27 protein-coding genes are annotated in these 26,402 nt (G+C 63.1%); 17 read left to right on the top strand and 10 right to left on the bottom strand.

All coding sequences use genetic code 11. From position 1 onward, the window contains the following. Positions 1-254 precede the first annotated feature (254 nt). Both gntR and NKH21_RS06460 read right to left on the bottom strand, forming a co-directional pair. On the bottom strand, positions 255-1,283 hold the full coding sequence (gntR, locus tag NKH21_RS06465) for an HTH-type transcriptional regulator GntR (protein WP_352863629.1): 1,029 nt from the start codon (positions 1,281-1,283) through the stop codon (positions 255-257). Positions 1,284-1,460: 177 nt separating this feature from the next. Continuing rightward, positions 1,461-2,693 (bottom strand): MFS transporter, encoded by a 1,233-nt coding sequence (locus NKH21_RS06460; RefSeq protein WP_352564351.1) that lies wholly within the window; start codon positions 2,691-2,693, stop codon positions 1,461-1,463. A 175-nt stretch (positions 2,694-2,868) separates the two neighbouring features. Between NKH21_RS06460 and NKH21_RS06455 the strand changes: the two genes are divergently transcribed. The 5 genes from NKH21_RS06455 (at position 2,869) to NKH21_RS06435 (ending at position 6,613) form a co-directional block, all read left to right on the top strand. Then, on the top strand, positions 2,869-3,156 hold the full coding sequence (locus NKH21_RS06455) for a DUF3175 domain-containing protein (RefSeq protein ID WP_023675825.1): 288 nt from the start codon (positions 2,869-2,871) through the stop codon (positions 3,154-3,156). Positions 3,157-3,267: 111 nt separating this feature from the next. Continuing rightward, entirely contained in the window at positions 3,268-4,179 is a 912-nt protein-coding gene (gene iolE / locus NKH21_RS06450; RefSeq protein ID WP_352863626.1) for a myo-inosose-2 dehydratase, read from the top strand. A 200-nt stretch (positions 4,180-4,379) separates the two neighbouring features. Continuing rightward, complete coding sequence (locus tag NKH21_RS06445) at positions 4,380-4,586, top strand: LacI family DNA-binding transcriptional regulator (protein ID WP_352453276.1); 207 nt, start codon at positions 4,380-4,382, stop codon at positions 4,584-4,586. Positions 4,587-4,590: 4 nt separating this feature from the next. Then, entirely contained in the window at positions 4,591-6,057 is a 1,467-nt protein-coding gene (gene mocR / locus NKH21_RS06440; RefSeq protein ID WP_352863624.1) for a rhizopine catabolism transcriptional regulator MocR, read from the top strand. Positions 6,058-6,247: 190 nt separating this feature from the next. Further along, the gene (locus NKH21_RS06435; protein WP_352863622.1) at positions 6,248-6,613 is read left to right on the top strand and encodes a GFA family protein; all 366 of its coding nucleotides are present in this window, start codon (positions 6,248-6,250) and stop codon (positions 6,611-6,613) included. Positions 6,614-6,644: 31 nt separating this feature from the next. Here NKH21_RS06435 and NKH21_RS06430 read toward each other — a convergent pair whose 3' ends face one another. Together NKH21_RS06430 and NKH21_RS06425 are read right to left on the bottom strand one after the other, a co-directional pair. Beyond that, entirely contained in the window at positions 6,645-7,088 is a 444-nt protein-coding gene (locus tag NKH21_RS06430; protein ID WP_352863620.1) for an SRPBCC family protein, read from the bottom strand. Between the two features lie 169 nt (positions 7,089-7,257). Beyond that, positions 7,258-8,502 carry a DegT/DnrJ/EryC1/StrS family aminotransferase gene (locus NKH21_RS06425; RefSeq protein ID WP_352863618.1) on the bottom strand — a complete coding sequence of 415 codons (1,245 nt, stop codon included), beginning with the start codon at positions 8,500-8,502 and terminating at the stop codon, positions 7,258-7,260. Between the two features lie 363 nt (positions 8,503-8,865). On the opposite strand from NKH21_RS06425, the gene NKH21_RS06420 reads away from it, so the two are divergent. From NKH21_RS06420 to NKH21_RS06400, 5 genes are all read left to right on the top strand, one after another. Further along, positions 8,866-9,840 carry a polysaccharide deacetylase family protein gene (locus NKH21_RS06420; protein ID WP_352863616.1) on the top strand — a complete coding sequence of 325 codons (975 nt, stop codon included), beginning with the start codon at positions 8,866-8,868 and terminating at the stop codon, positions 9,838-9,840. Positions 9,841-9,907: 67 nt separating this feature from the next. After that, positions 9,908-10,876 carry a rhizopine catabolism ABC transporter substrate-binding protein gene (locus NKH21_RS06415; RefSeq protein WP_352863614.1) on the top strand — a complete coding sequence of 323 codons (969 nt, stop codon included), beginning with the start codon at positions 9,908-9,910 and terminating at the stop codon, positions 10,874-10,876. A gap of 148 nt (positions 10,877-11,024) precedes the next feature. Beyond that, positions 11,025-12,140, top strand: a complete 1,116-nt coding sequence (locus tag NKH21_RS06410; protein WP_352456268.1) for an ABC transporter permease — start codon at positions 11,025-11,027, stop codon at positions 12,138-12,140. A 14-nt stretch (positions 12,141-12,154) separates the two neighbouring features. Continuing rightward, positions 12,155-12,985, top strand: coding sequence for an ATP-binding cassette domain-containing protein (locus NKH21_RS06405; RefSeq protein ID WP_352564536.1), 831 nt, complete (start codon positions 12,155-12,157; stop codon positions 12,983-12,985). A gap of 32 nt (positions 12,986-13,017) precedes the next feature. Further along, on the top strand, positions 13,018-14,124 hold the full coding sequence (locus NKH21_RS06400) for a Gfo/Idh/MocA family oxidoreductase (protein ID WP_352863612.1): 1,107 nt from the start codon (positions 13,018-13,020) through the stop codon (positions 14,122-14,124). 21 nt (positions 14,125-14,145) lie between these two features. On the opposite strand, the gene NKH21_RS06395 is transcribed toward NKH21_RS06400, so the two are convergent. Next, positions 14,146-14,919 carry a FadR/GntR family transcriptional regulator gene (locus NKH21_RS06395; protein ID WP_352863610.1) on the bottom strand — a complete coding sequence of 258 codons (774 nt, stop codon included), beginning with the start codon at positions 14,917-14,919 and terminating at the stop codon, positions 14,146-14,148. A 116-nt stretch (positions 14,920-15,035) separates the two neighbouring features. Continuing rightward, a complete protein-coding gene (locus tag NKH21_RS06390; protein ID WP_352863608.1) occupies positions 15,036-15,956 on the bottom strand; it encodes a LysR family transcriptional regulator in 921 nt (306 codons plus the stop codon). A gap of 110 nt (positions 15,957-16,066) precedes the next feature. Here NKH21_RS06390 and NKH21_RS06385 point away from each other — a divergent pair, with 110 nt between their 5' ends. The 3 genes from NKH21_RS06385 to NKH21_RS06375 all read left to right on the top strand — a co-directional run bounded on the left by NKH21_RS06385 (position 16,067) and on the right by NKH21_RS06375 (position 18,188). Next, positions 16,067-16,681, top strand: coding sequence for a nitroreductase family protein (locus NKH21_RS06385; protein ID WP_352863606.1), 615 nt, complete (start codon positions 16,067-16,069; stop codon positions 16,679-16,681). Continuing rightward, positions 16,678-17,535 (top strand): EamA family transporter, encoded by an 858-nt coding sequence (locus NKH21_RS06380; RefSeq protein WP_352863604.1) that lies wholly within the window; start codon positions 16,678-16,680, stop codon positions 17,533-17,535. The genes NKH21_RS06385 and NKH21_RS06380 overlap by 4 nt, the downstream gene beginning before the upstream one ends. A 164-nt stretch (positions 17,536-17,699) precedes the next feature. Then, positions 17,700-18,188: a nucleoside deaminase gene (locus NKH21_RS06375; RefSeq protein WP_352863602.1), complete on the top strand. Its 489-nt coding sequence runs from the start codon at positions 17,700-17,702 to the stop codon at positions 18,186-18,188. A 152-nt stretch (positions 18,189-18,340) separates the two neighbouring features. Here NKH21_RS06375 and NKH21_RS06370 read toward each other — a convergent pair whose 3' ends face one another. Beyond that, entirely contained in the window at positions 18,341-18,823 is a 483-nt protein-coding gene (locus tag NKH21_RS06370; protein WP_352863600.1) for a MarR family winged helix-turn-helix transcriptional regulator, read from the bottom strand. Between the two features lie 109 nt (positions 18,824-18,932). On the opposite strand from NKH21_RS06370, the gene NKH21_RS06365 reads away from it, so the two are divergent. After that, entirely contained in the window at positions 18,933-19,337 is a 405-nt protein-coding gene (locus NKH21_RS06365; protein WP_352491051.1) for a VOC family protein, read from the top strand. A gap of 101 nt (positions 19,338-19,438) precedes the next feature. Here the strand turns inward: NKH21_RS06365 and NKH21_RS06360 are convergent, their stop codons facing one another. After that, positions 19,439-20,335 carry an NAD-dependent epimerase/dehydratase family protein gene (locus tag NKH21_RS06360; RefSeq protein ID WP_352863598.1) on the bottom strand — a complete coding sequence of 299 codons (897 nt, stop codon included), beginning with the start codon at positions 20,333-20,335 and terminating at the stop codon, positions 19,439-19,441. A 147-nt stretch (positions 20,336-20,482) separates the two neighbouring features. Here NKH21_RS06360 and NKH21_RS06355 point away from each other — a divergent pair, with 147 nt between their 5' ends. Further along, the gene (locus tag NKH21_RS06355; protein ID WP_352863596.1) at positions 20,483-21,421 is read left to right on the top strand and encodes an NAD(P)-dependent oxidoreductase; all 939 of its coding nucleotides are present in this window, start codon (positions 20,483-20,485) and stop codon (positions 21,419-21,421) included. Positions 21,422-22,146: 725 nt separating this feature from the next. On the opposite strand, the gene NKH21_RS06350 is transcribed toward NKH21_RS06355, so the two are convergent. Then, entirely contained in the window at positions 22,147-22,926 is a 780-nt protein-coding gene (locus NKH21_RS06350) for a FadR/GntR family transcriptional regulator (protein ID WP_352863594.1), read from the bottom strand. A gap of 145 nt (positions 22,927-23,071) precedes the next feature. Continuing rightward, positions 23,072-24,061 carry a sugar-binding protein gene (locus tag NKH21_RS06345; protein WP_352863592.1) on the bottom strand — a complete coding sequence of 330 codons (990 nt, stop codon included), beginning with the start codon at positions 24,059-24,061 and terminating at the stop codon, positions 23,072-23,074. A 427-nt stretch (positions 24,062-24,488) separates the two neighbouring features. Here NKH21_RS06345 and NKH21_RS06340 point away from each other — a divergent pair, with 427 nt between their 5' ends. Beyond that, positions 24,489-25,229: an ATP-binding cassette domain-containing protein gene (locus NKH21_RS06340; protein WP_023675804.1), complete on the top strand. Its 741-nt coding sequence runs from the start codon at positions 24,489-24,491 to the stop codon at positions 25,227-25,229. 33 nt (positions 25,230-25,262) lie between these two features. Further along, complete coding sequence (locus NKH21_RS06335) at positions 25,263-26,261, top strand: ABC transporter permease (protein ID WP_254820532.1); 999 nt, start codon at positions 25,263-25,265, stop codon at positions 26,259-26,261. Positions 26,262-26,402 lie beyond the last annotated feature (141 nt).

The raw sequence follows: 26,402 nt of genomic DNA, 5'->3' as shown, positions 1-26,402 counted from the left end.
TGAATTTGCGCGTTTCGGCCCGGCACCTCCCGCCGTACCCGTTGCGCGTTCAGGTGGCCGAATGCCGACCCGATCCCCTCCCTTGTTGCTCCGGCTAGTCCCGCAAAAACTATCATATTATACATAATAAACAAGCGTGAGCTGTCGCTTATGTATAATAAACAGCCTACCATCTTCGGGGCGACATTCCGCCCGGCGACAACTGGTAGCGCTACCATGACGTAGTGTAAAGCGCCATTGCGTTGAAGCTCGCTTCAGCGCGCCGTGCTCTCGCGCCGCTTGAGTTCGAAGCCGAGGTCGACGACTCGCTGCTCCGGCCTGTTGCCCTCGATCGCCGCAAGCGCCATGGCGACCGCCCGCCGGCCGATCTCGTAACGGTAGGTCCGAACGCTGGTGACCGACGGGAAAGCTACCTCCATCATGTCGAGATCATTGAAGCCGACGATGCCGACCGTCTTCGGAACCGCGATCGAAGCGCGATGGCATTCGAACAGCACGCCGAGGGCGATATCGTCATTGTTGCAGAACACCCCGTCGAGGCTCGGCACCTTGGCCAGCGCGTCGCGGAACAATTCGCGGCCGAGGGTGACGCTGGAGGGCACCGGCGTCGTGGTGGTGAGCCGCGCATCGAACAGCCCGGCCGCCTCCATCGCTGCGCGATAGCCGGCCAGGCGCCGCTGCGAACGCGGATCCATGCGCGCACCGATGAAACCGATCCGGCGATAGCCTGCCTCGATCAGATGTTCCGCAGCCGCCTTGCCGCCCTCGAAATGTGAGAACCCGACCATCATGTCGACCGGATCTGGCCCGGTCTCCATCACCTGCACCACCGGACAGCCTGCCGTTTCCAGCAGTTTTCGCGACGCCGGAGTCTGGTCGATGCCGGCCACGATCAGCGCCGCCGGGCGTTGCGGGCCAAACACCTGCAGCAGCCGCTCTTCCTCGAGGCCGGAATAGTGAGTGTTGCCGAGTTGGATGCGGAAAGGGCCGTCCGACAGGCTGTCGTAGATGCCACGCACCACTTCGGCAAAGACGTTGTTGGTAAGCGAGGGCACCAGGACGCCAAAGACCTCGGCGCGCGCCGAAGCCAGCGCCCGCGCATTCGGGTCGGGCACATAGCCGAGCTCGTTCACGGCGGACTCGATCTGGCGGCGCAGATCTTCTGAGACACGTCCCGGCTCACGCAAGGCACGCGATACGGTAATGGCGCCGACGCCGGCCTTGCGGGCGACATCGGCGATGGTCGGGCGGCCGCCGCCGCGGCGTGAGCGCGGCTTGATCACCGTATTGGTCCCAAAGCCGGGCAACCGCCCGGACGCGACCGTGAGACGATGTTCAGCGTTTTTGCCACTGCTGCTGCCATGCCAACCTGGCCCGTTGCCACACCCTTGTCTGGCGTCGCGCAGCCTTCGGCTATTGTCAAGCGACGGCCGGAGAGACCGTATCCGTACCGCCGTGCTTCAGGCCGTCACGGCAGCGCTGCGCCGGGCCTTCCACAGCAGCAGCACCATGGCCAAAATATTCAGCAGGTTCCAGGCAATGCCGTTGAGGAACGCGGCGGCATAGGAACCGGTCAAATCGTAGATCCAGCCCGACATCCAGCCACCGATAGCCATGCCGAAGATGGTCGCCATCATGACGATGCCGACGCGCTGGCCAGCCTCCTTGGCTGGCATATATTCGCGCACGATGATCGCATAACAGGGCACGATGCCGCCCTGCGACAGGCCGAAGACCAGCGAGACGACATAAAGCGATGCAAGCCCGTCGAACGGGATATAAAACAACAGCGACAGGCATTGCAGCACCGAGCCGATCAGCAGGGTTTTCACGCCGCCGATGCGATCGGCAAGGAAGCCCGAGCCAAGCCGGCTGACAACGCCCGCGGCCAGCATGATCGACAGCATATCGGCGCCATGCGCCACGCCGTAGCCGAGATCCATGCAATAGGCGACGATATGGACTTGCGGCATCGACATCGCCACGCAGCAGCCGAGCCCGGCGACGATGAGCAGCGCCTGCAAGGCCGCCGGCGACAGCGAGATCGGCTGGACCACGCGGCTGCCCGGCGATCCCGGAGCCGCCTGGGGCGGTGCGCCGCGCCTGAGCAGCAGGATCAAGGGCACCATGGTGACCAGGCAGACGAGGCCGATCGCGGCATAGGTGAAGCGCCAGCCTTCGGTCTGCATGACATAGGGCATCGCCGTCGGCCAGATCGCTCCGGCGAGATAGTTGCCGGACGCGGCAGCCGTCACCGCGACACCGCGGCGCCGGTTGAACCAGTGCGAGATGTCGGCGATCAAAGGGCCGAAGATCGCCGACGAGCCGACGCCGATCAACAGGCCCTGGACGAGGGTGAACTGCAGGATAGAACTGGTAAGCGACGCCAGCAGGAAGCCGGCGCCAAGCGCGATCGCGGCAATCAGTGCCGGGATCCAATACCCCATGCGGTCGATGGCGCGGCCGAACAGCACATTGCCGGCGGCAAAGCCGACCATGGTCGCGGTGTAGGGCATCGAGGCAGCGGCGCGATCAACGCCGAATTCTGCCTGCACGGCGGGCAGCACCACGACCACCGCCCACATGCCGACCCCGCCGATCGTTGCCAGCAGCATCGAGATGCCCAGCCGTATCCAGGCATAGGCACTGTCGATGCCGGAACTTCCTGCCTGGCTTGAGACGATTGGGGTCAAGAGCGTTTCCTGTCCGCAGTTCTTGAATCGGCGGTTCTGACCACTATCGGCGCATTCGCATCGCCGAGCAGCGCCACGACAGGCAAATCCGTGGCTCCAGGGATTCGGGCCGAGGTGGAACAGGGGTGCGCCACAAGGCGTTTTCCCGGCAACGACCTAGTGGAAGGAGTTTGCCATGACCGCTCAACGGAAATGGTCCGCCGACGTCACCGAGCATAGCGACGCGCTGGACCTCGAGGAACACATCTTCGAATCCCACGATCCCAAAAAGATTGCCGCCTCTTTGAAGCGATCGGCCGAGCACAGCGATCGACGCAAGGCAGGGCCGTTTCAATCCGCCATGTCGATGCTGAATTTCTACATCAACCGCGCCGGCAAGAACCTGCCGGCGGCGCAGAAGAAAGTGCTGGAGGACGCAAAGGACGAGCTGCGTGCCCTCTTCGGGCGCCCCAAAGAGGACTAGGGTTAACATTGGTTCTGCCAAATTCGGCTGAACTGGACCTAGTGACAGGGCCTCTTTGTCGCCAGTTTGCAGGCTCGGCTTGTATTCCCAAGCCTGCAAAAGCCTGGCGTCATGACGGTCAAGATCGGCATCAATCCCATCACCTGGAGCAATGACGACGTTCCGGCGCTTGGCGGCGATACGCCCTTGGAGACCTGCCTGTCGGAAACCGCGCAGGCCGGCTACCGCGGCACCGAGCTCGGCGGCAAATTTCCGCGCCAGGCTGAAGTGCTTGGGCCGCTCCTGTCTTCCTATGGCCTGGAACTCGTCTCCGGCTGGTATGATGGCCGCATTCTCGACCGCACGGTCTACGAGGAATTCGCGGCGATTACCCCACATCTGCAGCTGTTGCGCGACCTTGGCGCCAGGATCGTCGTCTACGCCGACACCTCTCGCGGTCGCCATGACGGCATTTTCGCACCGATCTCCGAGCGTCCGCGCCTCGCCGACAGCGACTGGCCGTCCTATGGCGAGAAACTGACCGCACTCGCCGACCGCATGGCCGCATTCGGGGTCGGCATGGCCTTCCACCACCACATGGGCACCATTGTCGAGACGGACGATGAAGTCGACAGGCTGATGACGGCGACGGGCCGAAGCGTCGGCCTGTTGTTCGATACCGGCCATTGCCTGTTTTCGGGCGGCGACCCGCAATCGCTGCTGCAACGGCATCTCGACCGCATCGTGCATTTCCATTGCAAGGATGTTCGCAGGGCGGTGCTGGAACGGGCACGCCGCGAGGACATGAGCTTCATGGCGGCGGTAATGGACGGCATTTTTACCGTGCCCGGCGATGGCTCGGTCGATTTCCTGTCGTTGCTGAAACCCCTCGCCGCGCGCGGCTATGAAGGTTGGATCGTTGTCGAAGCTGAGCAGGATCCGGCCAAGGCACATCCGCTGACCTATGCCAGCAAAGGCTATTTCTCGCTGCTCGCCACCGCCCGCGAAGCCGGTTTCGAAGTGGCGACGCGGCAGGCAGACTGACCGGACCGTATTGCGAGCCGGAGGAACATGATGGGCGCGCGCCTCGATGGGGTTAGCGACGCGAAAGCGCCCGGCGATCCGCGCCGTCTTGCTCCCTGTGCGGCGCGGATCGCAGAATCCCGGCTCTGGATTTCAAACCCCGACTTTCAAGCTTGAGGCCGGCCGGAAGCCGTGCCTTGATGCAACCGAGGAGGAGCGACATGGCTTTCGAAGCTGCGCTTGGCATGGAACGGCTTTGCACCATCCGGGAGATCGCCGAGAAGGCGGAACTTGGCGCCGCCACCGTGCATCGCGCGCTGAAGAACAGCCGCGAGATCCGCCCTGAAACCAGGCGACTGGTGCTCGACACCGTCTGCCGGCTCAACGAGGAAAAGATCGCCCGCGCCGCCCGGTTCGTCGGGGGATAGTGCCGTGGCCGACCAGATGCGCCTTTCCCTCGACATCATGTCGGTCGACCGTGCTTCGGAAGAACCGATGCATCGTCAGATCTACGGCGCGTTGCGACGCTTCATCCTTGACGGCCAGATCCCGCAGAACACGCTGCTGCCGTCGACGCGCTCGCTGGCCGAAGATCTGAAGGTCGGGCGCAACACGGTCATCGCCGCCTATGACCAGCTCCTTGCCGAAGGTTTCATCGAGGCGCGTGCCGGATCGGGCACCTGGGTGGCGCCGATCCAGCAGAACCGTCCCCTGGCATCGCTGCGCGCCGGACTGGCAGCGCCGCAAAAGCTGTCGCGGCGTGGCCAGACCATCGTCAACGGCCCGCAACCGCCACGCAATGCCGGCGTCATCAATTTCCATCCGGGCGTCCCCGAAACGGCATCGTTTCCGTTCACCATCTGGTCAAGCCTTCTGGTGCGCAATGCACGCAGCCGCGACGAGAGCCTGCTTGGTTATCTCTCCTTTGCCGGCCACCCCGGCCTGCGTCAGGCTATTGCCTCGACCATCGGCCTGTCGCGCGGCATCAGCTGCACCGCCGACCAGGTGATCATCGTCACCGGCGCGCAGGCAGCGCTCGATCTCGTCTCGCGCGTGCTGATGGACGAAGGCGACCATGTCTGGATGGAGGAGCCCGGCTATCTCGGCGCCAAGAGCGCCTTTCTCGCCAGCGGCGCCAGGCTGGCACCGTTGAAGGTCGACCGGCGCGGCTGGCGTCTTGCCGATCCGGAGCTGCCGCCGCCGCGGCTGATCTATGTGACGCCATCCTGCCAATGGCCGTTCGGCACCATCATGCGCATCGAGGAGCGGTTGCAGCTGCTCGACATCGCCGAACGCAACGGCGCCTGGATCGTCGAGGATGACTATGACGGCGAATACCGGTTCCGCGGCCGGCCGGTGCCGGCGCTGCGCGGGCTCGATCATGCCGACCGCGTCGTCTATATCGGCAGCTTCGGCAAAACACTGATCCCGGCGCTGCGCATCGGCTATCTGATCGTGCCGCGCGAACTGTCGGTGCCGTTCGACCGGGCAGTGAGCATCACCGGCCAATTCGCGCCGCTGATCCTGCAGGCAACGGTCAACGACTTCATCACGCAGGGCTATTTCGCCACGCATCTCAAGCGCATGCGCCGGCTCTATGCGCGCCGGCAGGCGAACTTCGTCAAGCTGTGCCAGGAGCATCTGGCCGAATGGCTGACCGTCACGGAAAACGATTCCGGCATGCAACTGCTGGCGAGCTTCGTCAGGCCCTATAAGGACAGCGACGTGGTTGCCGCCGCCGTCAAGGAAGGGCTCGACGTCCAGGGCATCTCCATCAACTATCACTCTACTGAACCCGAGCACGGCCTCCTGCTCGGCTATGCGGCAATGGACGAACGCCAGATCCTGCGCGCCGTGCTTGCCCTGCGCGCCGCGTTTCTGAGGTTGGACAGAAGCTAGGGCAAGCGCGTCATCTCGTTCACCGCGGTTGCAACATTCGCCCGAGGCGATTAGAAATACGGCATCGGTCCTGGTCCTTCGCCGCGTTCGCGCAAGGAGCCACTCACAGGCCGAATCTCCCCGAAAACCAGAAGCATGCTAACCGCCGAAATTGGCGGAGCAACGCATTCGTCTGACCGTGAGGACTGCCATGAGAACCGCATCCTGTGCCTGCGGGCAACTGAGGATCTCCTGTGAGGGAGACCCGCGACTGGTCGCGCAATGCCACTGCCTCGACTGCCAGAAACGGACCGGCAGCACATACGGCGTCGCGGCCTTCTTCGCGCGCGACAAGGTAGAAGCCGAAGGCAACGCCAGTACCTACAGGCGATCGGCTCGGAGCGGCCATCACGTCACTTTCCATTTCTGCCCGGGCTGCGGCTCGAGCGTCTTCTGGGAGCCCGAGCGAAAGCCTGAATGGATCGCCGTCGCGGTCGGCTGCTTCGCCGATCCCGCCTTTCCGGCCCCGGCGCATGTTGGGTGGGAAGAACGGCGTCATCCCTGGGTTTCCGGTTAGCGACGCCAACCCGCCAGGGCAGCGCTTTATCTTACTGGTTGATCTCGGGTTCAACGAGCTTCGCCAGATTTCGCAGCGACTCCTGCCAGCCGAGATAGCAGGCCTCAACCGGGATGGCGTCTGGAATACCGGCCTGCGTGATATTCACTTCGGTGCCGACCGACACTTTCTTCAATGTCACGGTCACCTCGATCTCGCCGGCCAGGTTGGGGTCGTCGAACCGGTCGGTGTAGCGCAGCTGCTCATTGGGCACGAGCTCGACATATTCGCCGCCGAACGAATGGCTGTCGCCGGTGGTGAAGTTGCGGAAGGACATTTTGAACGTACCGCCGACTTTCGCCTCGAAGTGATGAACCGTGCAGGTGAAGCCGTTCGGCGGAAGCCATTTCGCAAGTGCATCCGCTTCGACGAACGCGCGGTAGACTTTCTCCGGGCCGGTTGTCAGAACGCGGTGCAGACGTACGGTGCCGGGCATATCGTTATTCCTCCGTATTGGTGATCGATGCCCCCTAGGACGAGCGGAGCCCGGCCTATCCGACACGGGCCTGCCGATTTTTTGATTACCGGTTATGCCGGCCGGACTCCTCGCCCGGCCACCGGACAAGGAACTCGGCCGCAGAGTAGCAACCCGCGTCGGAACTGGTCTAGTTCACACTGTCGAATTTCTGCAGATCAACCGGTGCCGCCTGGCGCAATTCGACATCATCGAGCGAGACATTCTCCAGCGCCACCCGCGCCGCCGCATCGATGTTGTGGATCATGTCCTGAGTATCGGTATCGCTGTGCGCCGGGTTCATGGCGACCATCACGGTGCGGTTGAGGATGTCGAGCGAGCGCTTGCCGAGGTCGTCGGAATAATCCAGCCGCAGGCCCTGGTTCTCGGGCAGTGCGTAAGGATTGAGCGCCGGATGATGCGCGCCTTCATGCATCAGCACCTGGTCCCACTGGGTGAAATTATGGCGGCCGGTCTTGCCGGCTACGACGCTGGGAATGGTCTTCGAAAAAGTCTGCGCCGCCTGCTCGCTCGGCAGCAGGTACATCACCTGTGCGGCACAATCGTCGTCCGCGCTGTTCATCGGCGACGGCGTCAGCCCGAGATTGCTAAGGTGGCGGGTGCCGGCCAGCACCGTCTTCTTCTCGGCCCGCATCGCCTCGATGATGCCGTCCAGCCGATCGAGCTGGACGTTGAGCATCGCCCCCATCAGTTCGGAAGCACGCGCGCCGATGCCGGCGAAGGGTTTGATGCTGTCGCTCCTGCCCTGCCAGTAGAAATGGCAAGGGTCGATGGCGCAGCGCGCCCGCTCTGCCACCTTCGGGTCGACGGTGGCAATGCCGCCGCCCTCGCCCGAGGTCATGTTTTTGAAGTAGTTGAAGGAATAGGCGCCGGCATGGCCGATCGAGCCGAGCTTGCGGCCGTCATAGCCGCCGCCGATGCCCTGGCAGACATCCTCCAGCACCAGCAAGCCGCGCTTGGCCGCAATGTCCATGATCGCATTCATGTTGCAGGCCGCGCCCCACATATGCACCGGGATGACCGCCCTGGTGCGCGGCCCGATGGCATCGCGCAAGGCGATGGGATCGATGGTCAGGCTCTCGTCGATGTCGACGATGACGGGAATGGCCCCGACCGACAGCACCGCGGTCGCGGTCGCCATATAGGTGTGCGCAGGCACCAGCACTTCGTCGCCGGGGCCGATGCCGAGCCCGATCAGGCCTGCGGCGAGCCCATAGGTGCCGCTGGCGGCCAGCGCGAAATGCTCGACGCCAAGATGCTGCGCATAGCGGGCCTCGAAGCGGTCGCATTCGCTGTCCTTGCCGTAACGAAACAGCGCACCCGAGCGGATCACCCTGGCAATGGCTTCGATTTCCTCTTCGCCGGCGGTGTACATGACAGGCCTCCAAGTTACTTGGTAGTTTGGGTCACTTGATAATGTGGTCGCTTGATGGTGTGGACAGCTGTAGGCTTGTCGGCACAGTTTGAAAGAACCACTCCGCCGCTATTCGACCAAGCCATCTGCGCCCGGAAGACGGTTCCTATGACTGGTTTTGAACCCTGATTGGGGAAATCGGCAGCTAAGTGTCTCAGCCGGCAGGCAAATCGTACCTATCCGAATTCGCCAAAGTGGCCCTGTCGGACAGGCAGGTTTCGGCGTTCCATTCCGGCCAGTTGGGCAAACGGTTGGTTCCATGAAATACGGGACACACTTTGGAAGACCCCCGAAGCCGGTATGCCGGCGGGAGGGCGGCCATTCGTGAGCGCCGCCGGCTCCAGCAAACGGATCGTGCTCCATGAGGACGATGTCGGCATGTGCCACGGCGCCAACAGCGCCTTCCTCGAATTGAGCGGACTGGGTGTCTGCAGTTCCGGCGCGGTGATGGTGCCGTGCCCCTGGTTCCTCGAAATGGCCGAAAGCACCGTCGCCAACCCTGCCCTTGACCTTGGCGTCCACCTGACGCTGAACAGCGAGAAGCAGCATTACAAATGGCGGCCGTTGACCGCGCCGTCGCGGGCGGCCGGCCTGACCGACGAGTTGGGCTTCTTGTGGCCCGATGTGGCGACCACGCGCCGCAAGGCGGTGCCGCAAGCGGTCGAGGCCGAGCTTCGCGCCCAGATCGACACCGCCTATCGCGCCGGCATCGACGTCACCCATCTCGACGCGCATATGGGCGCGGCATTGTCGCCGGAATTTTGCGACATCTACATCAAGCTCGGGCTCGAATATCAGCTGCCCGTGCTGCTGACCAAGACCCTGTCCGCCTATTCCCCCAACGACAATCTGGTCGGCGTCACCGAGGAGGCGTTCCAGCGCGGCGTGGCGCTGGCCCGTGCCGGCGGCTTTGCCATTTTCGACGCCGCGATCCAGACGACCTGGGGCCGGCCGCGTTCCAGGCCGATCGAGCCCGCTTACAAAGCGCTCATCGAGGGTGTGCGCGAGGGCCTGACCTTCTTTTGCCTGCATTGCAACGCGCCCGGTGAACTCGAGCTGATCGAGCCGCGCGCCGCCTATATCCGCACCGAAGAGTACGAGCTGTTCCGCGACCAGGGCTTTCGCGACTGGCTCGCCGCACAGCCGATCGAAATCATCGGCATGAAGCCGTTGCGCGAGGAGCTTCGCGCGACGCTCTCGGCCAGGCGCTCAACAACAACGCCCCGCGGCGACACCGCGGGCGAACAGCGATTGGCGTCGGCAAAGGCCCGCAAAGCGGCCACCCGATCCGCGACGTGAGCCGATCGTCGCGGCCGGAAAACGGCGCCAGAGGGATTGGAACTGCAACGACAGATGGGAGAATAAGATGAAAGCTCTTCTGAAAGTGGCATTGGGCGCCTTCGTCTCGGCGGGCCTGATGACAGGTATCGCGCATGCCGCGGGCCTCAAGGATCCGAAGGACGTCCGCATCACCTTCGTGGTGCACGGGTCGGCGTCCGATCCCTATTGGTCGGTGGTCAAGCGCGGCGTCGATGACGCGGCCGCCCTCACCGGCGCCAAGGTCGAATATTACGCGCCGCAGGTCTTCGACGTGGTCGAGCAGGCCCGGCTTCTCGACGCCGCCATCGCCACCAAGCCGGACGGCATCGCCGTCTCCATTGCCGATGCCAATGCACTCGGCAAATCGGTCAAATCCGGGCTTGCCGCCAATATTCCGATGGTGGTTCTGGATTCCGGCGAAAAGGAAGGCGCCGAGCTCGGCACGACGCTCTATGTCGGCACCGTTTCCGAATATGATTCCGGCAAGAAGGCCGGCGAGCGGCTGGCCAAGGAAGGCACGCTCAAGGTCGTTTGCATCAACCACGAGGTCGGCAATGTCAGCCTCGACCAGCGCTGCCAGGGCCTCAATGACGGGCTGAAGCCCTCCGGCGGCGGCACCGAGGTTCTGGCCGTGGCGCCGGATCCGGCCGACATCCAGCGCCGCACCGAAGCCTATCTGTCGGCGCATCCCGACACGCAGGCCGTCTTTGCGCTCGGCGCCACCGCCGCCAACCCGCTGATCCCGATGTTCCGCGACAAGGAACTGTTCGGCAAGCTCAAGCTCTACACCTTCGACATCAGCCCGGAGGTTCTCGACTCGGTCGTGGCCGGCGAAATGGGCTTCGGCATGGACGCCCAGCAATATCTGATGGGCTATCTGCCGGTGATCTATCTGGTCGAACAGGCGACGCACGGCTTCTGGCCGCAGAACAATTCCTATACCGGACCGCTGTTCATCGACTCGCCAGAAAAAGCCAAGGCGATCCTGGCCCTCGCCAAAGAGGGTATCCGCTAGGCAAGCGCTCCGACGGAACGGGAGAATGCGCCAAGCGCTCTCCCGATCCGTTCGAAGATTGCGAATTGAGCGATTGGAGAGCCTAATGGCGGTCGTGGAAGACAAGGCGATACCTCCGGGCGAACTGAAGGCGACCGACCGCTTCGGCATGACATCGAAGCGGGCCGCCGGCGCCGACGAGCGGTTGGCCAGCACCGGCAAGCTGACCCAGTGGTTGCGCCGGCCGGAAGCCGGTGCTGCCGGCGGGCTGCTTGCGACGATCATCATCTTTGCGCTGCTGCCGGGCGCGGCAAACCTCTATTCGCTGCAGGGATCGATGACTTTCCTGACGCTGTCGGCGGAGCTCGGCATCGTCGCCACTGCAGCAGCACTCCTCATCATCGCCGGCGAGTTCGACCTTTCGGTCGGCTCCATGGTCGGCTTTGCCGGTGTCGTCATCGGGCTGACGGTGAAGTACTGGGGCCTGCCGCTATGGGGCGGTATTGCCTGCGCCTTCGCCGTTGCCATCCTCACCGGCTATCTCAACGGCCTGATCGTGGTGAAGACGCGTCTGCCCTCCTTCATCGTCACGCTCGCCACGCTCTATATCCTGCGCGGACTGTCGATCGGCATCACCCGCGCCGTCACCGGCCGCACCCAGATCCCCTACATCCTCGAAGGCGCACCGGACCCGGCAACGGCCGGCATTTTCAACGGCCATCTGCTCACCGGCCTGTTCCACTGGATGGGCGCGCAAGGCTGGATCGCCACCCGCAGCGACGGCATTCCCTTCGTCGCCGGCATTCCGATGTCGATCGTCTGGTGGCTCGGCCTGACGGCGCTGGCCGGCTACGTGCTCACCCAGACGAAATATGGCAACTGGATCTTCGCTACCGGCGGCGACCTGATCGCCGCCCGCAACGTCGGCGTGCCGGTCGATCGCGTCAAGATCAGCCTGTTCGTCTACACCGCCTGCGCGGCGACGCTGCTCGCCACCATCCAGGTGATGGAGGCGGGCTCCGCCGACACCACGCGCGGCCTGCTCAAGGAATTCGAGGCGATCATCGCCGCTGTCATCGGCGGCGTGCTGCTCACCGGCGGCTACGGCACCGTCTATGGCGTGCTGTTCGGCGCGCTGATCTTCGGGCTGGTGCAGATGGGCATCTTCTACACCGGCATCGACACCGACTGGTTCAAGGTCTTCCTCGGCATCGTCATCCTGATGGCCGTGCTGGTCAACAACTACATCAGGCTGAAGGCGCTCGGCCGCGGAGGTGGCAAATGACTGCGCCAGCCCAAATGAGCGAACCGGCCCGAACGACCGAACCGGCAATGGAACTGCGCGGCGTCAGCGTCAATTTCGGCTCGGTGCGCGCGCTCCAGGACATCGACATCAAGGTCTATCCGGGCGAGGTCCACTGCCTGCTCGGCGACAACGGCGCCGGCAAGTCGACGCTGATCAAGGTTCTGTCGGGCGTCTACCGGCCGAGCAAGGGCGAAATCCTGGTCGACGGCAGACCGGTCACCTTCCGCAGCCCGCGCGACGCGCAGGAGCTCGGCGTGGCAACGGTATTCCAGGACCTCGGCATGATCTCGCTGATGTCGATTACCCGCAACTTCTTCCTCGGCCGCGAGCCGACCAAAAGCAGCCTGCCCTTCTCGCGCATCGACAAGGAGCGCGCCAACACCATCGCCAGGCAGGCGATGGCCGATATCGGCATCGACGTGCGCGATCCGACGCAAGCCGTCGGCACGCTGTCGGGCGGCGAGCGCCAGTCGGTGGCGATCGCCCGCGCCGTGCATTTTGGCGCGCGCGTGCTGATCCTCGACGAGCCGACCTCCGCGCTCGGCGTCCACCAGGCGGCGATGGTGCTGAAGTTCATCATCGAAGCACGCATGCGGGGCCTGGCCGTGATCTTCATCAGCCACAACATCCACCATGCCTATCCGGTCGGCGACACCTTCACGCTGCTCAACCGCGGCCGCAATCGCGGCACCTACGCCAAGTCCGAGATTTCGCGCGACGAGGTCATCTCGATCATGTCGGGCGGCGAGGATTTGAAAGCGGTCGAGGCGGAGATTGCCGGCCTGCTCGCCCAGATCGGCAACCGGCCGCCTGCGGCGCCTTGAGCTGACATCAGGACATTGCGGGGAATGATGGCATGAGCAGGTTACGCGTCGGGGTCGTCGGCGCCGGCATGATCTCGCAGGTCGAGCATATCCCCAATCTGCTGCGCCTCGGTGAATTGTTCGAGGTCGTCGGGGTCGCCGATCCCTCGAGGATTTCGCGGCAGTTCGTCACTGACACCCATGGCGTTGCCAATTTCGAAACGATCGACCAGCTCTTCGACCAGCGCCTCGACGCAGTGGTGATCGGCTCGCCGGACCCGCTGCACCACGAACAGGTGCTGGCGGCGCTGGCGCTTGGTCTGCATGTCTTTTGCGAAAAGCCGCTCTGCTATTCGCTGGCGGAAATCCTGGAGATCGTCGCCGCGCGCGACGCCGCCAGGAAAATCGTTCAGGTCGGCTATATGAAGCGCTTCGATCCGAGCTACCGGCTGGCGCTCGCTTCGCTGCCAGGGACATCAAGCACGCTGCGCTCGGTCTCGGTGGAAGTGAACGATCCCGACGCCTGGCCGTTCATCGCCCATCAGCCCTACAGGCGCGGTACCGATATCCCGAAAGACATGATCGCCGCTGTCGTCGCCAGGCAGAAGCGCCAGGTCGAACACGCCATTGGCGTGCCTTTCACCGACCTCGCTTTCCGTGGATTTACCGGCGCTTACAGCTCGGCCTTGATTCACGACGTCAATGCCGTCCATGGCCTGCTCGATGCGCTCGGCGTGCCGGACGGCGAAGTCGTCGGCGCGCAGATCTTCGCCAATGGCGACGGCGGCCAGGGCGCCGTCAAGCTTTTGGACGGACAGGCGCTGTGGACCATGACGCATCTCACCGCGCCCAGGCTCGCCGACTACAAGGAGCGGGTCACGCTGTTCTTCGACGATGCCAGCCTGGAGCTCGAATTCCCCTCGCCCTGGCTCAATCATCATCCGACCCGGCTGACGGTGACGACCTCGGACGGTCACACGCTGTCGAAGCGGGACTTGCGTGCCGGTTACGCCGAGGCCTTCGTCGAGGAGATGCGTGGCTTCTGGGCGGCGATCGTCAATGGCGAACCCGTCGTCAACCCGCCCGAACACGCCGCTCGCGACCAGGCCTTGCTGATCGGGCTGACCCGGCGGCATCTGGCGACCGCACCCGTCGACTGAGTGCCTGTAGCCGAACGGCAGCTACCTGGACTTGATGACGCTGTCGGTATTGGCCAAGAGCTTGCGCACCGCATTGCGCGCCGCGTCCGGCCGCTGCAGGCGGATGCTCTTCTCGATCGCCTCATGCAGCCGCTGAGCATGCTGCAAATCGTCGAGTTCCCGCGTGGTATAAGCGAACAGATGATCGAACGCCGATTCGATCAGCACGCCGAGCGGCACCAGCAGGTCGTTGCCCGACGCGCGCAGGATGGCGAGGTGAAACCGCGTGTCGGCGCGCGTGCGCTCCTGCAGGTTGGTCGCCTCGCCCATCTCGCGGCAGGCCTGGCTGATCTCGGCCATCTGCTCGTCGGTGCGCCGCATGGCGGCGAAGGCGCTGGCCTCCGGCTCGATGATGTGGCGGAATTCCTGCACGGTCCTGAGGAACACCTCGCGGTCCGGCGAGGTCGCATACCAGGCCAGCACATCGCGATCGAGCAGGTTCCAGCGTTCCTTCGGCTCGACCCAGCTGCCGATTTTGGGACGTGACGACAAAAGGCTCTTCGCCATCAGCATTTTGATGGCTTCGCGCACCGCCGAGCGGCTGACGTCGAAGGTCTCGGACCATTTGGCTTCGTTGGGCAGGATGGTTCCCGGCGGATAGTCGCCGCGCACGATCCTCAGCCCGATCTCATTGGCGAGCGATGCATGCACGCTCGACCCCGGCATGCGTGCCGCATCAGCCCGGCGAACACCGCTGGTGCGTTCGGCGAACGCCTCGGCCGCTGTCTTTCGCTTATTCGGCTTCGCGTCCTGCATAGCTCCACAAAGTCCGGATTTGGAGGCGTGTCAAGGAGATGAAATCGACGGCAATATCTCAGTTTGATTTTCCGTATCCGTCGCCTCGCTGGCCGACATCGCGCTTTGCCGAGCGCTCACGCCGGAGCGCCGCGAACGGCTTCTCCTTTATCCCGACTGAATTCCTCGATCAGGAAATCAAGGAAGACGCGGATTTTCGGGGCGAGATGCTGCCGTGCCGGATAGACCGCGTAGAGCGTGGTTTCGACCTTTTCCCAGTCATCCAGAGCCGATTGCAGCCGGCCTGCTTTCAGGTCGCTCTCGACATAGGGATGGGGGATCAGGCTGACGCCGAAGCCGGCGCGCAGCGCATCGCGCACGGCAAGGCTCGAGGAGACCGAATATCGTCCGTCGATGGCGATCCGCTCGCTGCGCCCGTCCTTGCGGAACTCCCATATGTCCACATGTCCCGAGAGGCTGAACCGGATGCAATTGGCCGCCTTCAAATCGGCAGGCGTTTTGGGCTGGCCATGCTTCTCGAAATAGGACGGAGCTGCGCAAAGCACGTGCGGCATGACCGCAAGCTTTCTGGCGACCAGGCTGGAATCCTCGAGATTGTCGCTGCCGCGAATGGCTAGGTCAAAACCCTCCCGCACGATATCGACGCGCCTGTCATCAAGGTGCAAATCGAGTTTCAAATCGGGATAGCGCGATAGAAACGCGGGAATGGCAGCCGAAAGCCGTGTCAACGTGACGGTCATCGGTGCGCTGACCCGCAACGTGCCGCTCGGCGCGGCCTTGATCGGACCGAGGACCTGGTCGGCCCTGGCCAGCGCATCGAGCCCCTGCGTGACATGCTCCAGATAGATCCTGCCTTCTTCAGTCAGGGCCATGCGCCGCGTCGTCCGGTTGATGCGCCGCACGCCCAGATGCGCCTCCAGCTCTGCGATGTTCTTGCTGATCGCGGGAGGCGAGAGACCGAGCCGCCGTCCGGCTTCGGCAAAGCTGTTCAGTTCAGCCACTTGGCGGAACACCTGCAGCGCGGTCAGGCGATCCATCTCACCATTCTCTTATAGTAAACAATGTCTTTCGATTGTCACATATTATCGTCTGTTGGTAAATTCTATATCTGCTTCCCGAACGGCTTTTTCAGGTTCGGAATGACATGATGACCAACCCCACAATCTCCCTTATCGAGCGACGCATGTCGGCCAATCGGTTCGATGCCTCGCACGCATTGACGGATGCCGAGGTCGACGAACTGGCACGTCTCGCAACGCGCGCGCCAACCGCCTACAACCTTCAGAATTGGCGGTTCATCGCCGTGCGGACGCCGGAAGCAAAGGCACGGCTGCGCAGCGTGGCCCATGGCCAGGCCAAGGTGCAGGAGGCAGCCGTCACGTTCATTGTATGCGGCGTGCTGCCCGACCACGCCGCCCTCAATGCAAGGCTGCTTCCTTTCGTCGAAGCCGGCTTCATGCCGGCGGATATGGCTTCGGGCTGGCAGGAAGGCGCCCGCACCCAATATGCCGATCCTCGGGCAGCCCGCGACGAAGTCGTGCGCTCGGCAACGCTTGGCGCTGCGACGCTGATTTTCGCGGCCGAAGCGCTGGGGCTCGTCGCTGGTCCTATGGGAGGCTTCGATGCCGAAGGCGTGGCTCGCGAGTTTGGCCTTGGACTGAATGAAGTGCCGGTGATGCTCATCGCGGTCGGCCGCGCCGCGCCCGGAAACTGGCCGCAAAAGCCGCGCCGCCCTCTTGCCGAAGTTCTGGAAATCTTATGAAAACCCACCGTTCCGATCTGTTGCTTACAGCCATTGCACCCGCGATATGGGGCAGCACCTATATCGTCACGACGCAGTTCCTGCCGAACTTTTCGCCGATGACGGTTGCGATGCTGCGAGCCCTGCCCGCCGGATTGCTGCTGCTCGCGATCGTCCGGCAACTGCCGACGGGCATCTGGTGGCTGCGCAGTTTCGTGCTCGGAGCCCTCAACATCTCGATCTTCCTGAGCATGTTGTTTGTCGCCGCCTACCGGCTTCCGGGCGGGGTCGCGGCGACGGTGCTGTCGGTCCAGCCGTTAATCGTGATTTTCCTTGCCTCTGCCCTGCTTGCCAGCCCTGTCCGTCGGTTGGCGATCGTCGCCGCCCTTGTCGGGATCGCAGGTGTTGCATTGCTGGTGCTGACCCCGAATGCGGCGCTCGATTTAATCGGCGTTGCCGCCGGCCTCGCCGGAGCGGCCTCCATGGCCTTCGGCAGCATATTGGCCCGTAAGTGGCAACCGCCAGTATCGCTGCTTACCTTCACGGCATGGCAACTGACCGCCGGCGGTCTCCTTCTCGTTCCGGTGGCCCTGCTTTTCGAACCATCCATCCCGCTCCCGACCGCGGCCAACCTGCTTGGACTGGTGTGGCTCGGGCTGATCGGTGCGGCGCTGACCTACGTCCTCTGGTTCCGGGGCATTGCGCGACTGGAATCCGCAGTGGTGTCATCGCTGCTTTTCCTCAGCCCGGTGACCGCCGTGCTGCTTGGATGGGTATTCCTGGACCAGACGCTGACCTTGCCTCAAATCGCCGGCGTCGTTTTCGTCATCGGCAGCATCTGGCTGGCTCAACGCCCTAGTCGCAACGAGTCCTAATGCATATCGCGCAAAAGTGTGCAGCGGTTTTGCGATTACGACATGCATCAAACAAGAACCTAAAGCGCGTCGCATGGAGGCCGGTCGAACGCGACGCGCTTTAGGCCGCCGACTTGTGTCGGCGGATTGTTCGGCACTATGGTCAAGCGGCGGAGGATCTGCCGATGCCACAACGCCCCTATGATGAGCGCCTGCTCCGTCAGGCGTTCGACGTCGCGCGCAAAGCCCGCGATGCCGGCGAACATCCCTTTGGTTCGCTCCTCGCCGACGAGGACGGCAATGTGTTGCGCGAGCAGCCCAACGGTTACAAAGCCGGCGGGGGCGACCGCACCGCTCATGCCGAAAGGCTGCTGGCCTCCTGGGCGGGGATGAATATCAGTCTCGAAAAACTGGCTTCCTGCACCCTCTACACTTCGGCCGAACCTTGCGCGATGTGCTCCGGGACGATTTATTGGGCGGGCATCGGACGGGTCGTCTTTGGGCAGAGCGAACACGACCTCAAGCGGCTGACGGGCGCACATGTCGAGAATCCCACACTCGACCTGCCCTGCAGGATCGTCTTCGAAGCCGGGCAGCGTCCGACTGAGGTCATCGGCCCGCTGCTTACCGATGAAGCGGCGCAACTCCAGGCCGAATTCTGGAAAGACAAGTAGGGTCGGGACTCGTTGATTCAGAGGCAGAGGTGACTGACTGCCACCTGATGCAATTCCAGGAAAAGTGTGAAACGGTTTTCCGTCCGGAATTTGCGTCAAAACAAAAAGATAGATCGGTTCGGCGTTCCGTGAAACGATGAAATCGTTCTAATTTAAAGGCCTGTCAGCAATTTCTTAAGCAGAGCGTTAAGAGTTTCCTGCTCCGCCAGCGTCAGCACGGAGATTAATTGCTCTTCCAGCGCCACCATTGGACCGATCAAATCGTCTGTCGCGCGCTTGCCGCCAGTCGTCAGCGCAATTTGCTTGCCGCGCCGGTCGGCGGGATCGGGGCGTCGTTCAACCAGCCCGGCGCGCTCCAGCCGGTCCAGGCGGCTCGTCATGCCGCCGGAGGAGATCATTGCCGATTCGTAGAGCTGAGTGGGTGAGAGCATATAGGGTTCACCGGCGCGCCTGAGCGGCGTGAGCACATCGAACTCACCTACGTTCAGGCCCGCTTCTTTGAGCAACGGGTTCATGTGATCGCGGATAACCCGCGCGGCCGCATCGAGCAGGCGACCTACCGTTTCAACAGGCAACAAGGGAAGATCGGGGCGCTCGCGAGCCCATTCCTTAGCTGCGGCCTCGGCGCGATCCATGGCAAAATATTCCCTCGGCAAAATGTATCTTGCAATCAAGATACATTGCGTCTACTTACATTGCAGCAAGATAATAGCGCAGCGCGCATCCCTGGAGAAGGCGAAATCGATGCCCAAAATGATTTTCGTGAACCTGCCTGTCCGTGACCTGTCGGCGTCGACGGCGTTCTACGTGGCGCTAGGCGGCACTGTGAACCCACAGTTTTCGGGCGAGAAATCCACCTCGCTCATGTTCTCGGACACGATCGGGGTGATGTTGCTGACCCATGACCACTACCGCGAATTCACTACACGCCCAATCGGCGACGCACGACGCGACAGCCAGGCAATGATCGCCCTCACTGTCGATAACCGCGACGCCGTTGATGCAACACTGACCAGCGCGGTCGCGGCGGGCGGTCGCGCCGATCCCAACCCGGCACAGGATCTTGGCTTCATGTATAATCGCCACATCGAAGACCCAGATGGCTACGTTTGGGAAATCGTATGGATGAACCCGACGGCGAACGCCTGAACGTAGGGCGTGGGCGCATCGGGCCGTAGCGGGTGTGAGCCTAGCCTCGCGACGAGCAATTGCGGGCTGGCACAGTGCCGGTTTCGCGTCAGCTGTGCCCGTCAGCTCGTCTTGACATATTTCCGCCAGCTGTGTTCCGGCCGGAAGCCGAGCATGTCGCGTGCCTTGCGGTTCGAGAGCAGCGTCTCGTATTCGCCAAGTTCGCCCTTGACCGGCACATCGGGATAAAACCGCTTCAGGAGTTCGGCCGTCGGCAGGTCGGACGAGGTGTCGTCATTGGCGGCGTTGAACACCTGATAGCCGAGCCCGTCCTTCTCGATGGCGCGCAGCGTGATCTGGCCGAGGTCGCGCGCGTCGATGTAGCTCCAGGCGATGCGCTTGCGGAAACCCGGATCGGCGAACCATTTCGGAAACAGCGAATATTCATGCGGCTCGATGACGTTGCCGATGCGCAAGGCATAGATGTCGGAGCCATCGCGTTGTGCAAACGCCCGCGCGGTCTTCTCGTTGACGACCTTGGACAGCGCGTAGCTGTCCATCGGATCGACGTCGTATTCCTCGTCGAGCGGAAAATGCGTCGGATCGCGCGGTTCGTTGGCGAAGACCAGGCCGTAGGTCGTCTCGCTGGAGGCGATCACCACCTTGCGGATACCGAGCTTCACCGCAGCCTCGATGACGTTGTAGGTGCCGAGCGCGTTGATGCGGAACACCTCGTTGTCGGGCGTGATCATGATGCGCGGGATGGCCGCGAAATGCACCACGGCATCGACCGGCTGCGTGCGCAGCGACGGGTCGAATTCATGCAGGCCCATATAGCTCGACAGCGCATTGAACACCTGCCCGCTATCGGTGATGTCGGTGATCAGCGTGCGCACCTTGGGATTGTCGAGCGGCTTGGTGTCGATGTTGAGCACCTGGCAGCCCTGCTCGACCAGATACTGCACGACGTGGCGCCCGGCCTTGCCGCTGCCGCCGGTGAACATGATCCGCTTCGTCATTTTGCTCTCCCTGGAATTCATGTGTATTGTCAGACAATATCGAACTCTGCAATCGCCTGCCACGGCATGCGGCAAAAACCCGCTTCAACAATTCGCCGGCCAGGGTGCAGCGCCGTCATCCATCATTGCAAAATAGGACGAAACGATATGAACACGACCGCCGCGAGCGAAAAGATTGGCTTCATCGGGCTTGGCCTGATGGGCCACGGGATCGCGAAGAACATCGTCGACAAGGGCTATCCGCTGACGTTTCTCGGCCGCAAGAACCGCACGCCGGCGGAAGACCTGCTCGGCCGCGGCGCCAGGGAAGCGGCGACCTCGCGCGACGTCGCGGCGGCATCCGATATCGTCTTCATCTGCGTCACCGGCTCGCGCGAGGTCGAAGCCATCATCCGCGACCCAGGCGGCCTCAAGGAAGGCCTGAAGCAGGGATCGGTTGTCGTCGACTGCTCGACCTCGGATCCTGTCTCGACGATGGCGCTGGCCGCCGAGCTCAAGGCGCTCGGCGTCGATTATGTCGATGCCCCGCTCAGCCGCACGCCGAAGGAGGCCTGGGAAGGCACGCTCGATGCCATGGTCGGCGCGCCCGACGCGGTCTTTTCCCGGGTGAAGCCGGTGCTCGACACCTGGGCCGGGCGCATCGTCCATATCGGCGACACCGGTGACGGCCACCGCATGAAGCTGCTCAACAATTTCATTTCGCTCGGCTACGCCGCGATCTATTCCGAGGCGCTGGCGCTGGCGCAGAAGGTCGGCATCTCGCCGCCGCGCTTCGACAGCGTCATCCGCAACGGCCGCATGGATTGCGGCTTCTACCAGACCTTCATGCGCTGGACGCTGGAAGGCGACCGCGACGCGCACAAATTCACCATCGCCAACGCCTTCAAGGATCTCACCTATCTCGAATCGATGGCGGGTGCTGCCGGCATCGCCAACCCGCTCGGCAACGCCACCAAGAACGCCTTCGCCGGCGCCTTCGCGGCCGGCCCCGCCGACCAGTATGTACCGATGCTGGCCACGCATGTCGGCAAGGTCAACGGCGTCGACCTCATGCCGACCAGGGATGGCAAGAAGCAGACGATCTGAGGCGGCCGATCAGCTCCCTGCCACGCAACATTCCGGGGTAAGCGCACCGGCGAAGCTGCCGACCTCCCCTGAGGCAGTGCAATCGCATGTAGGCAAGAGCCCCCTCACCCGGATTGCCAACCGAATTGCGAAGGGCAATTCGGGACAATCCGACCTCTCCCCTCGGGGAGAGGAGGTCGCCAGCGCCGGCGTCAGCCTCTTCTCCCCAGTGGGGAGAAGGTGGCCGCGAAGCGGCCGGATGAGGGGGGACCCCCTATGCGATTTGCCCTGCCTGCAACTTCCGAAACAAAAAACCCGCCTCGGTGGGCGGGTCGTTGGAGCCAATTGGCACCATTACCGAAATTAATAGCATAGCTGCCGGCACAAAGCAAGAACAAAATGCACTGCGGTCGCACAAAAAACACGATTTCCTTCACCGCCGCGAGCTTGCGCTCAAACATGCCGCAGCAGGCGCCGTCGGCGAAGCTGCCGATCTCCCCCCTTGCGGGGGAGATGCCCGGCAGGGCAGAGGGGGGTGCTGTCCCGCCGACCTGTGAACCAGCCGCAGTCAAGTCCTCAGGCTGAATCTCAGTTGGAATGCTGAGGGCCAAGTTGGCAATCCTTCCCACCCCCCTCTGTCCTACCGGACATCTCCCCCGCAAGGGGGGAGATCGGATGACGCTTCTGCTTTCGCCAATCACTAACATAAAGCAGGGCCTAGGCTGGCGTCAGCCTCGGTGCCTAAATCACCGTCGCGACCGCCCGATAACGTCGTCGGTGTTGGCGAGAAGCCTGTGCACCGCGGCACGGGCTGCAGCGGGCCGCTGCAGGCGGATGTTCTTCTCGATCGCCTCATGCAGCCGCTGAGCATGCTGCAAATCGTCGAGTTCCCGCGTGGTATAAGCGAACAGATGATCGAACGCCGATTCGATCAGCACGCCGAGCGGCACCAGCAGGTCGTTGCCCGACGCGCGCAGGATGGCGAGGTGAAACCGCGTGTCGGCGCGCGTGCGCTCCTGCAGGTTGGTCGCCTCGCCCATCTCGCGGCAGGCCTGGCTGATCTCGGCCATCTGCTCGTCGGTGCGCCGCATGGCGGCGAAGGCGCTGGCCTCCGGCTCGATGATGTGGCGGAATTCCTGCACGGTCCTGAGGAACACCTCGCGGTCCGGCGAGGTCGCATACCAGGCCAGCACATCGCGATCGAGCAGGTTCCAGCGTTCCTTCGGCTCGACCCAGCTGCCGATTTTGGGACGTGACGACAAAAGGCTCTTCGCCATCAGCATTTTGATGGCTTCGCGCACCGCCGAGCGGCTGACGTCGAAGGTCTCGGACCATTTGGCTTCGTTGGGCAGGATGGTTCCCGGCGGATAGTCGCCGCGCACGATTCTCAGCCCGATTTCGTTGGCGAGCGACGCATGCACGCTCGAGCCGGGAAAGTGTGCGGCGTCGGCACGCCGAACGCCGGCCGGCCGCGCAGCCTCGGCCTTCAACTTGGCGGGTCGCTTTTTTGATGTCGCGTCCGGCATTGGTATTCCCCGGCAGCTTCTTGTCGAAAGCCTGAATTCAGGGCACGACAAAGCAGCGGCCTACGCTCCAAAGCAGCGTCGCCTCGTGCGTTTTGTATGGACGATGCGTGACGGGGCGCCCGCCGGGCGCCCCGAAACTGCGAACCTACTTCTGGATGCAGGTGTCGACGGTGTCCTTGGTGCATTCGTCGAGGCCGGTGAACACCGGATCGGCGACCGGCTTGCCTTCGACCAGGTCGATCATCACCGAGGGCGCCTTGTAGCCCATCTCGAACGGCCGCTGGCCAACCAGTGCGGTCACCAGTCCGTCACGAGCAATCGCCACCTCGTCGCCGATCGTGTCGGCGGCGCCGATGACAAAGGCGTTGCTGGCGATCTTGTCGGCCATCGGCTTGAACAGGTCGCGGTAGGGCTGCGGAGCGCCGAACAGCGGCCAGCCGCCCATGATGCCGAAGGCGTCGAGATCGGGATTGGCGGCGAGGATGTCGGTCATCGCCTGCACGCCCTTGGCGCCGTCGTCATTGGTGAACACCGGGCAGCCGGCAACTTCCGTCCAGCCGCCTTCGCCCGCCAGCGCCGCGAGGCCTTCCTTGCCCGAAAGCGCGTCACGCATGCCCTGCGCGCGGCGCAGGATGTTGTCGGCCGCCGGATTGCCTTCGATGGTGCAGATCTTGCCGCCATTCGGCTTGGCCTTCTTGATGTATTCGCCGATCTTGTGACCCATCAGGTAGTTGTCGGTGCCGAGATAGGTCTTGCGCAGCGCCGCGTCCTCCTTGCTGAGGTCGGCGTCGAGGGTCATGATCGGGATCGACGGATTGGCGCTTTTGATCGTCTGCGCGATCAGCGGCGCGTTCGATGGCGAAATCGCCATTGCCACCGTGTCGGGCTTGCTGAGCATGTCCTGGACGATCTGGGCTTCACCGGCCTCATCCGAGGTCGATGCCGGTCCGGTGTAGAAGCACTCATATTCCGAGCTGGCGTTTTCCTTGTTCCATTTCTCGCAACCCTGGTGGATGGCCTCGAAGAATGGATTGTCGAGACCCTTCACCACGATGACGAGCTGTTTCTTGGCCATGGCCGGCCCGGCACCCAACGCCATGACGGCGGCGGCAGCGAGCAATAGTGATTTCCTCATGTCAGTCCTCCCTTTTGAAACAAACGGACACCGCGTGCCCGCCACACACAGACCGACCCGGAGCAAGATGACAGAGGACGTCGCACTCGTGTCGCCAAGCCAGGTCGATAAGCATTTTCATCTTCAGTCTCAGACCGGCACCGACAGATATCGCTGGTTGCCAAATCCCTGACCGACAAACCCTCACCGATTCCTTCCGGCAACCCGGGACATCGGCGCAAGCTCCTCCGACACTTAGCTAATATCGCCTTGTCACCGACGTCAATGCTATTTGTCCTACAAAACTGATTTTTCGAAAGAAGCCGTGGTTGACGCCAAGAAGGCTTATGCGTAAATGGGCGAAATCGCTGCTCCCGGGAGGAACTGGGGAGAGCGAAAGGCCGCGGCAGAACCGCAGGCCGCAACGCACGGGGAGGCAAGAAGGCTGGTGGCGGTTCTCGAACTCACCAACATCTCGAAGCATTTTGGCGCCATCCAGGCGGTCAACGACGTTTCGTTGTCGATCGAGGCCGGACAGGTTGTCGGCCTGATGGGCGACAACGGCGCCGGCAAGTCGACGCTGGTCAAGATGATCGCCGGCAATTTCCCGCCGAGCCATGGCACTATGCAGATGGACGGCAAGGAGCTGATCCTGCACAAGCCGGTCGAGGCGCGCCAGCACGGCATCGAAATCGTCCATCAGGACCTGGCGCTGTGCAACAATCTGACGGCAGCCGCCAATGTCTATCTCGGCCGTGAATTGCGCCGCGGCCTCGGGCCGCTTCGCATCCTCGACTATGCCGCGATGTACAAGCGTGCCGGCCAGATCTTCGCCGAACTGAAATCCGAAACCCGCCCGCGCGACCTGGTCAAACAAATGTCGGGTGGCCAGCGGCAAGCGGTGGCGATCGCCCGCACCATGCTTTCGCAGGCCAAGATCGTGCTGATGGACGAGCCGACGGCGGCGATCTCGGTGCGCCAGGTCGCCGAGGTGCTGAACCTGATCCGCCATTTGCGCGACCAGGGCATCGCCGTCGTGCTGATCAGCCACCGCATGCCCGACGTCTTTGACGTTGCCGACCGCGTCATCGTCATGCGGCGCGGCCGCAAGGTCGCCGACAAGACGATCGCATCGAGTTCGCCGGAAGAAGTCACCGGACTCATCACCGGCGCCATCGAACAGGTATGATTGACGCCTCAACCAGAGTAAAAAAGGTCGATAATGGCAGTCACCCTTGATCAGACGATCGCGCACAAGCAGCACACCTTGCTGAGCAAGGTGTTTGCCAGCCAGACCTTCTGGGTGGTGATCGCGGTCATCCTCGCCTGCCTGTTCCTGTCGGTGGCCACGGATTCCTTCGCCACGACCAAGAACCTCTACAACATCACCCGCAACGTCACCTTCGTCGCCATCGTCGCGCTCGGCATGACCTTCGTCATCATCACCGGCGGTATCGACCTGTCGGTCGGCTCGGTGCTTTGCCTGTGCTCAATGGTGCTGGCCGTGACCATGCATGCCGGCTACGGCATCGAGATCGGCATTGGCGCTGCGATCGCGACAGCGCTGATCATCGGCGCCTTCAACGGGGTTCTGATCGCCTATCTCGGCTTTCCGCCCTTCGTGGTGACGCTCGGCATGCTGTCGATTGCACGCAGCCTAGCCATGGTCGCCTCCAACAACACCGTCGTCTTCCAGTTCGGGCCGGACCACGACAAGCTGCTGGCGCTGGGCGGCGGCGCCTGGGTGTTCGGCATCGCCAATCCGGTGCTCTACATGATCGTGCTGGCGTTGATCACGGGCTTTGTGCTGCGCTGGACGAAATTCGGCCGGCACATCTTCGCCATCGGCGGCAACGAGCATGCGGCAACGCTGACCGGCGTTCCGGTGCGCCAGATCAAGGTTGTCGTCTACATGATCTCGGCACTGGCGGCTGGCCTTGCCGGCATCATCCAGACCGGCTGGCTGGGCGCGGTCACCACCAATCTCGGCAACGGCATGGAGCTTCAGGTGATCGCCGCCACCGTCATCGGCGGTGCCAACCTAGCCGGCGGCATGGGCACAGCCTTCGGCGCGGTCGTTGGCGCGGCGCTGATCGAGGTCATCCGCAACAGCCTCGGCCTGCTCGGCATCAATGCCTTCTGGCAAGGCGTGTTCATCGGCGGCGCCATCCTGCTCGCCGTGCTGTTCGACCGCATCCGCAATTTCAGGCGCAACGACTGACGTTCAAGCGCTAACGTCCCCTTCTCCCCTTGTGGGCCTGTTGCGCAGTAGCGGAGGGATGTTTGAAGGGATCGGATTGCAGGGATTTCGCTCGTATTCTTGAGCTCTGGCGCCTTGGTGGGGGTTTTGGCGGCGGTGCGG

The sequence above is a fragment of the Mesorhizobium sp. M1329 genome (assembly GCF_040318035.1).
GTDB lineage: Bacteria > Pseudomonadota > Alphaproteobacteria > Rhizobiales > Rhizobiaceae > Mesorhizobium.
This window is presented reverse-complemented; position numbering and strand designations above follow the sequence as displayed.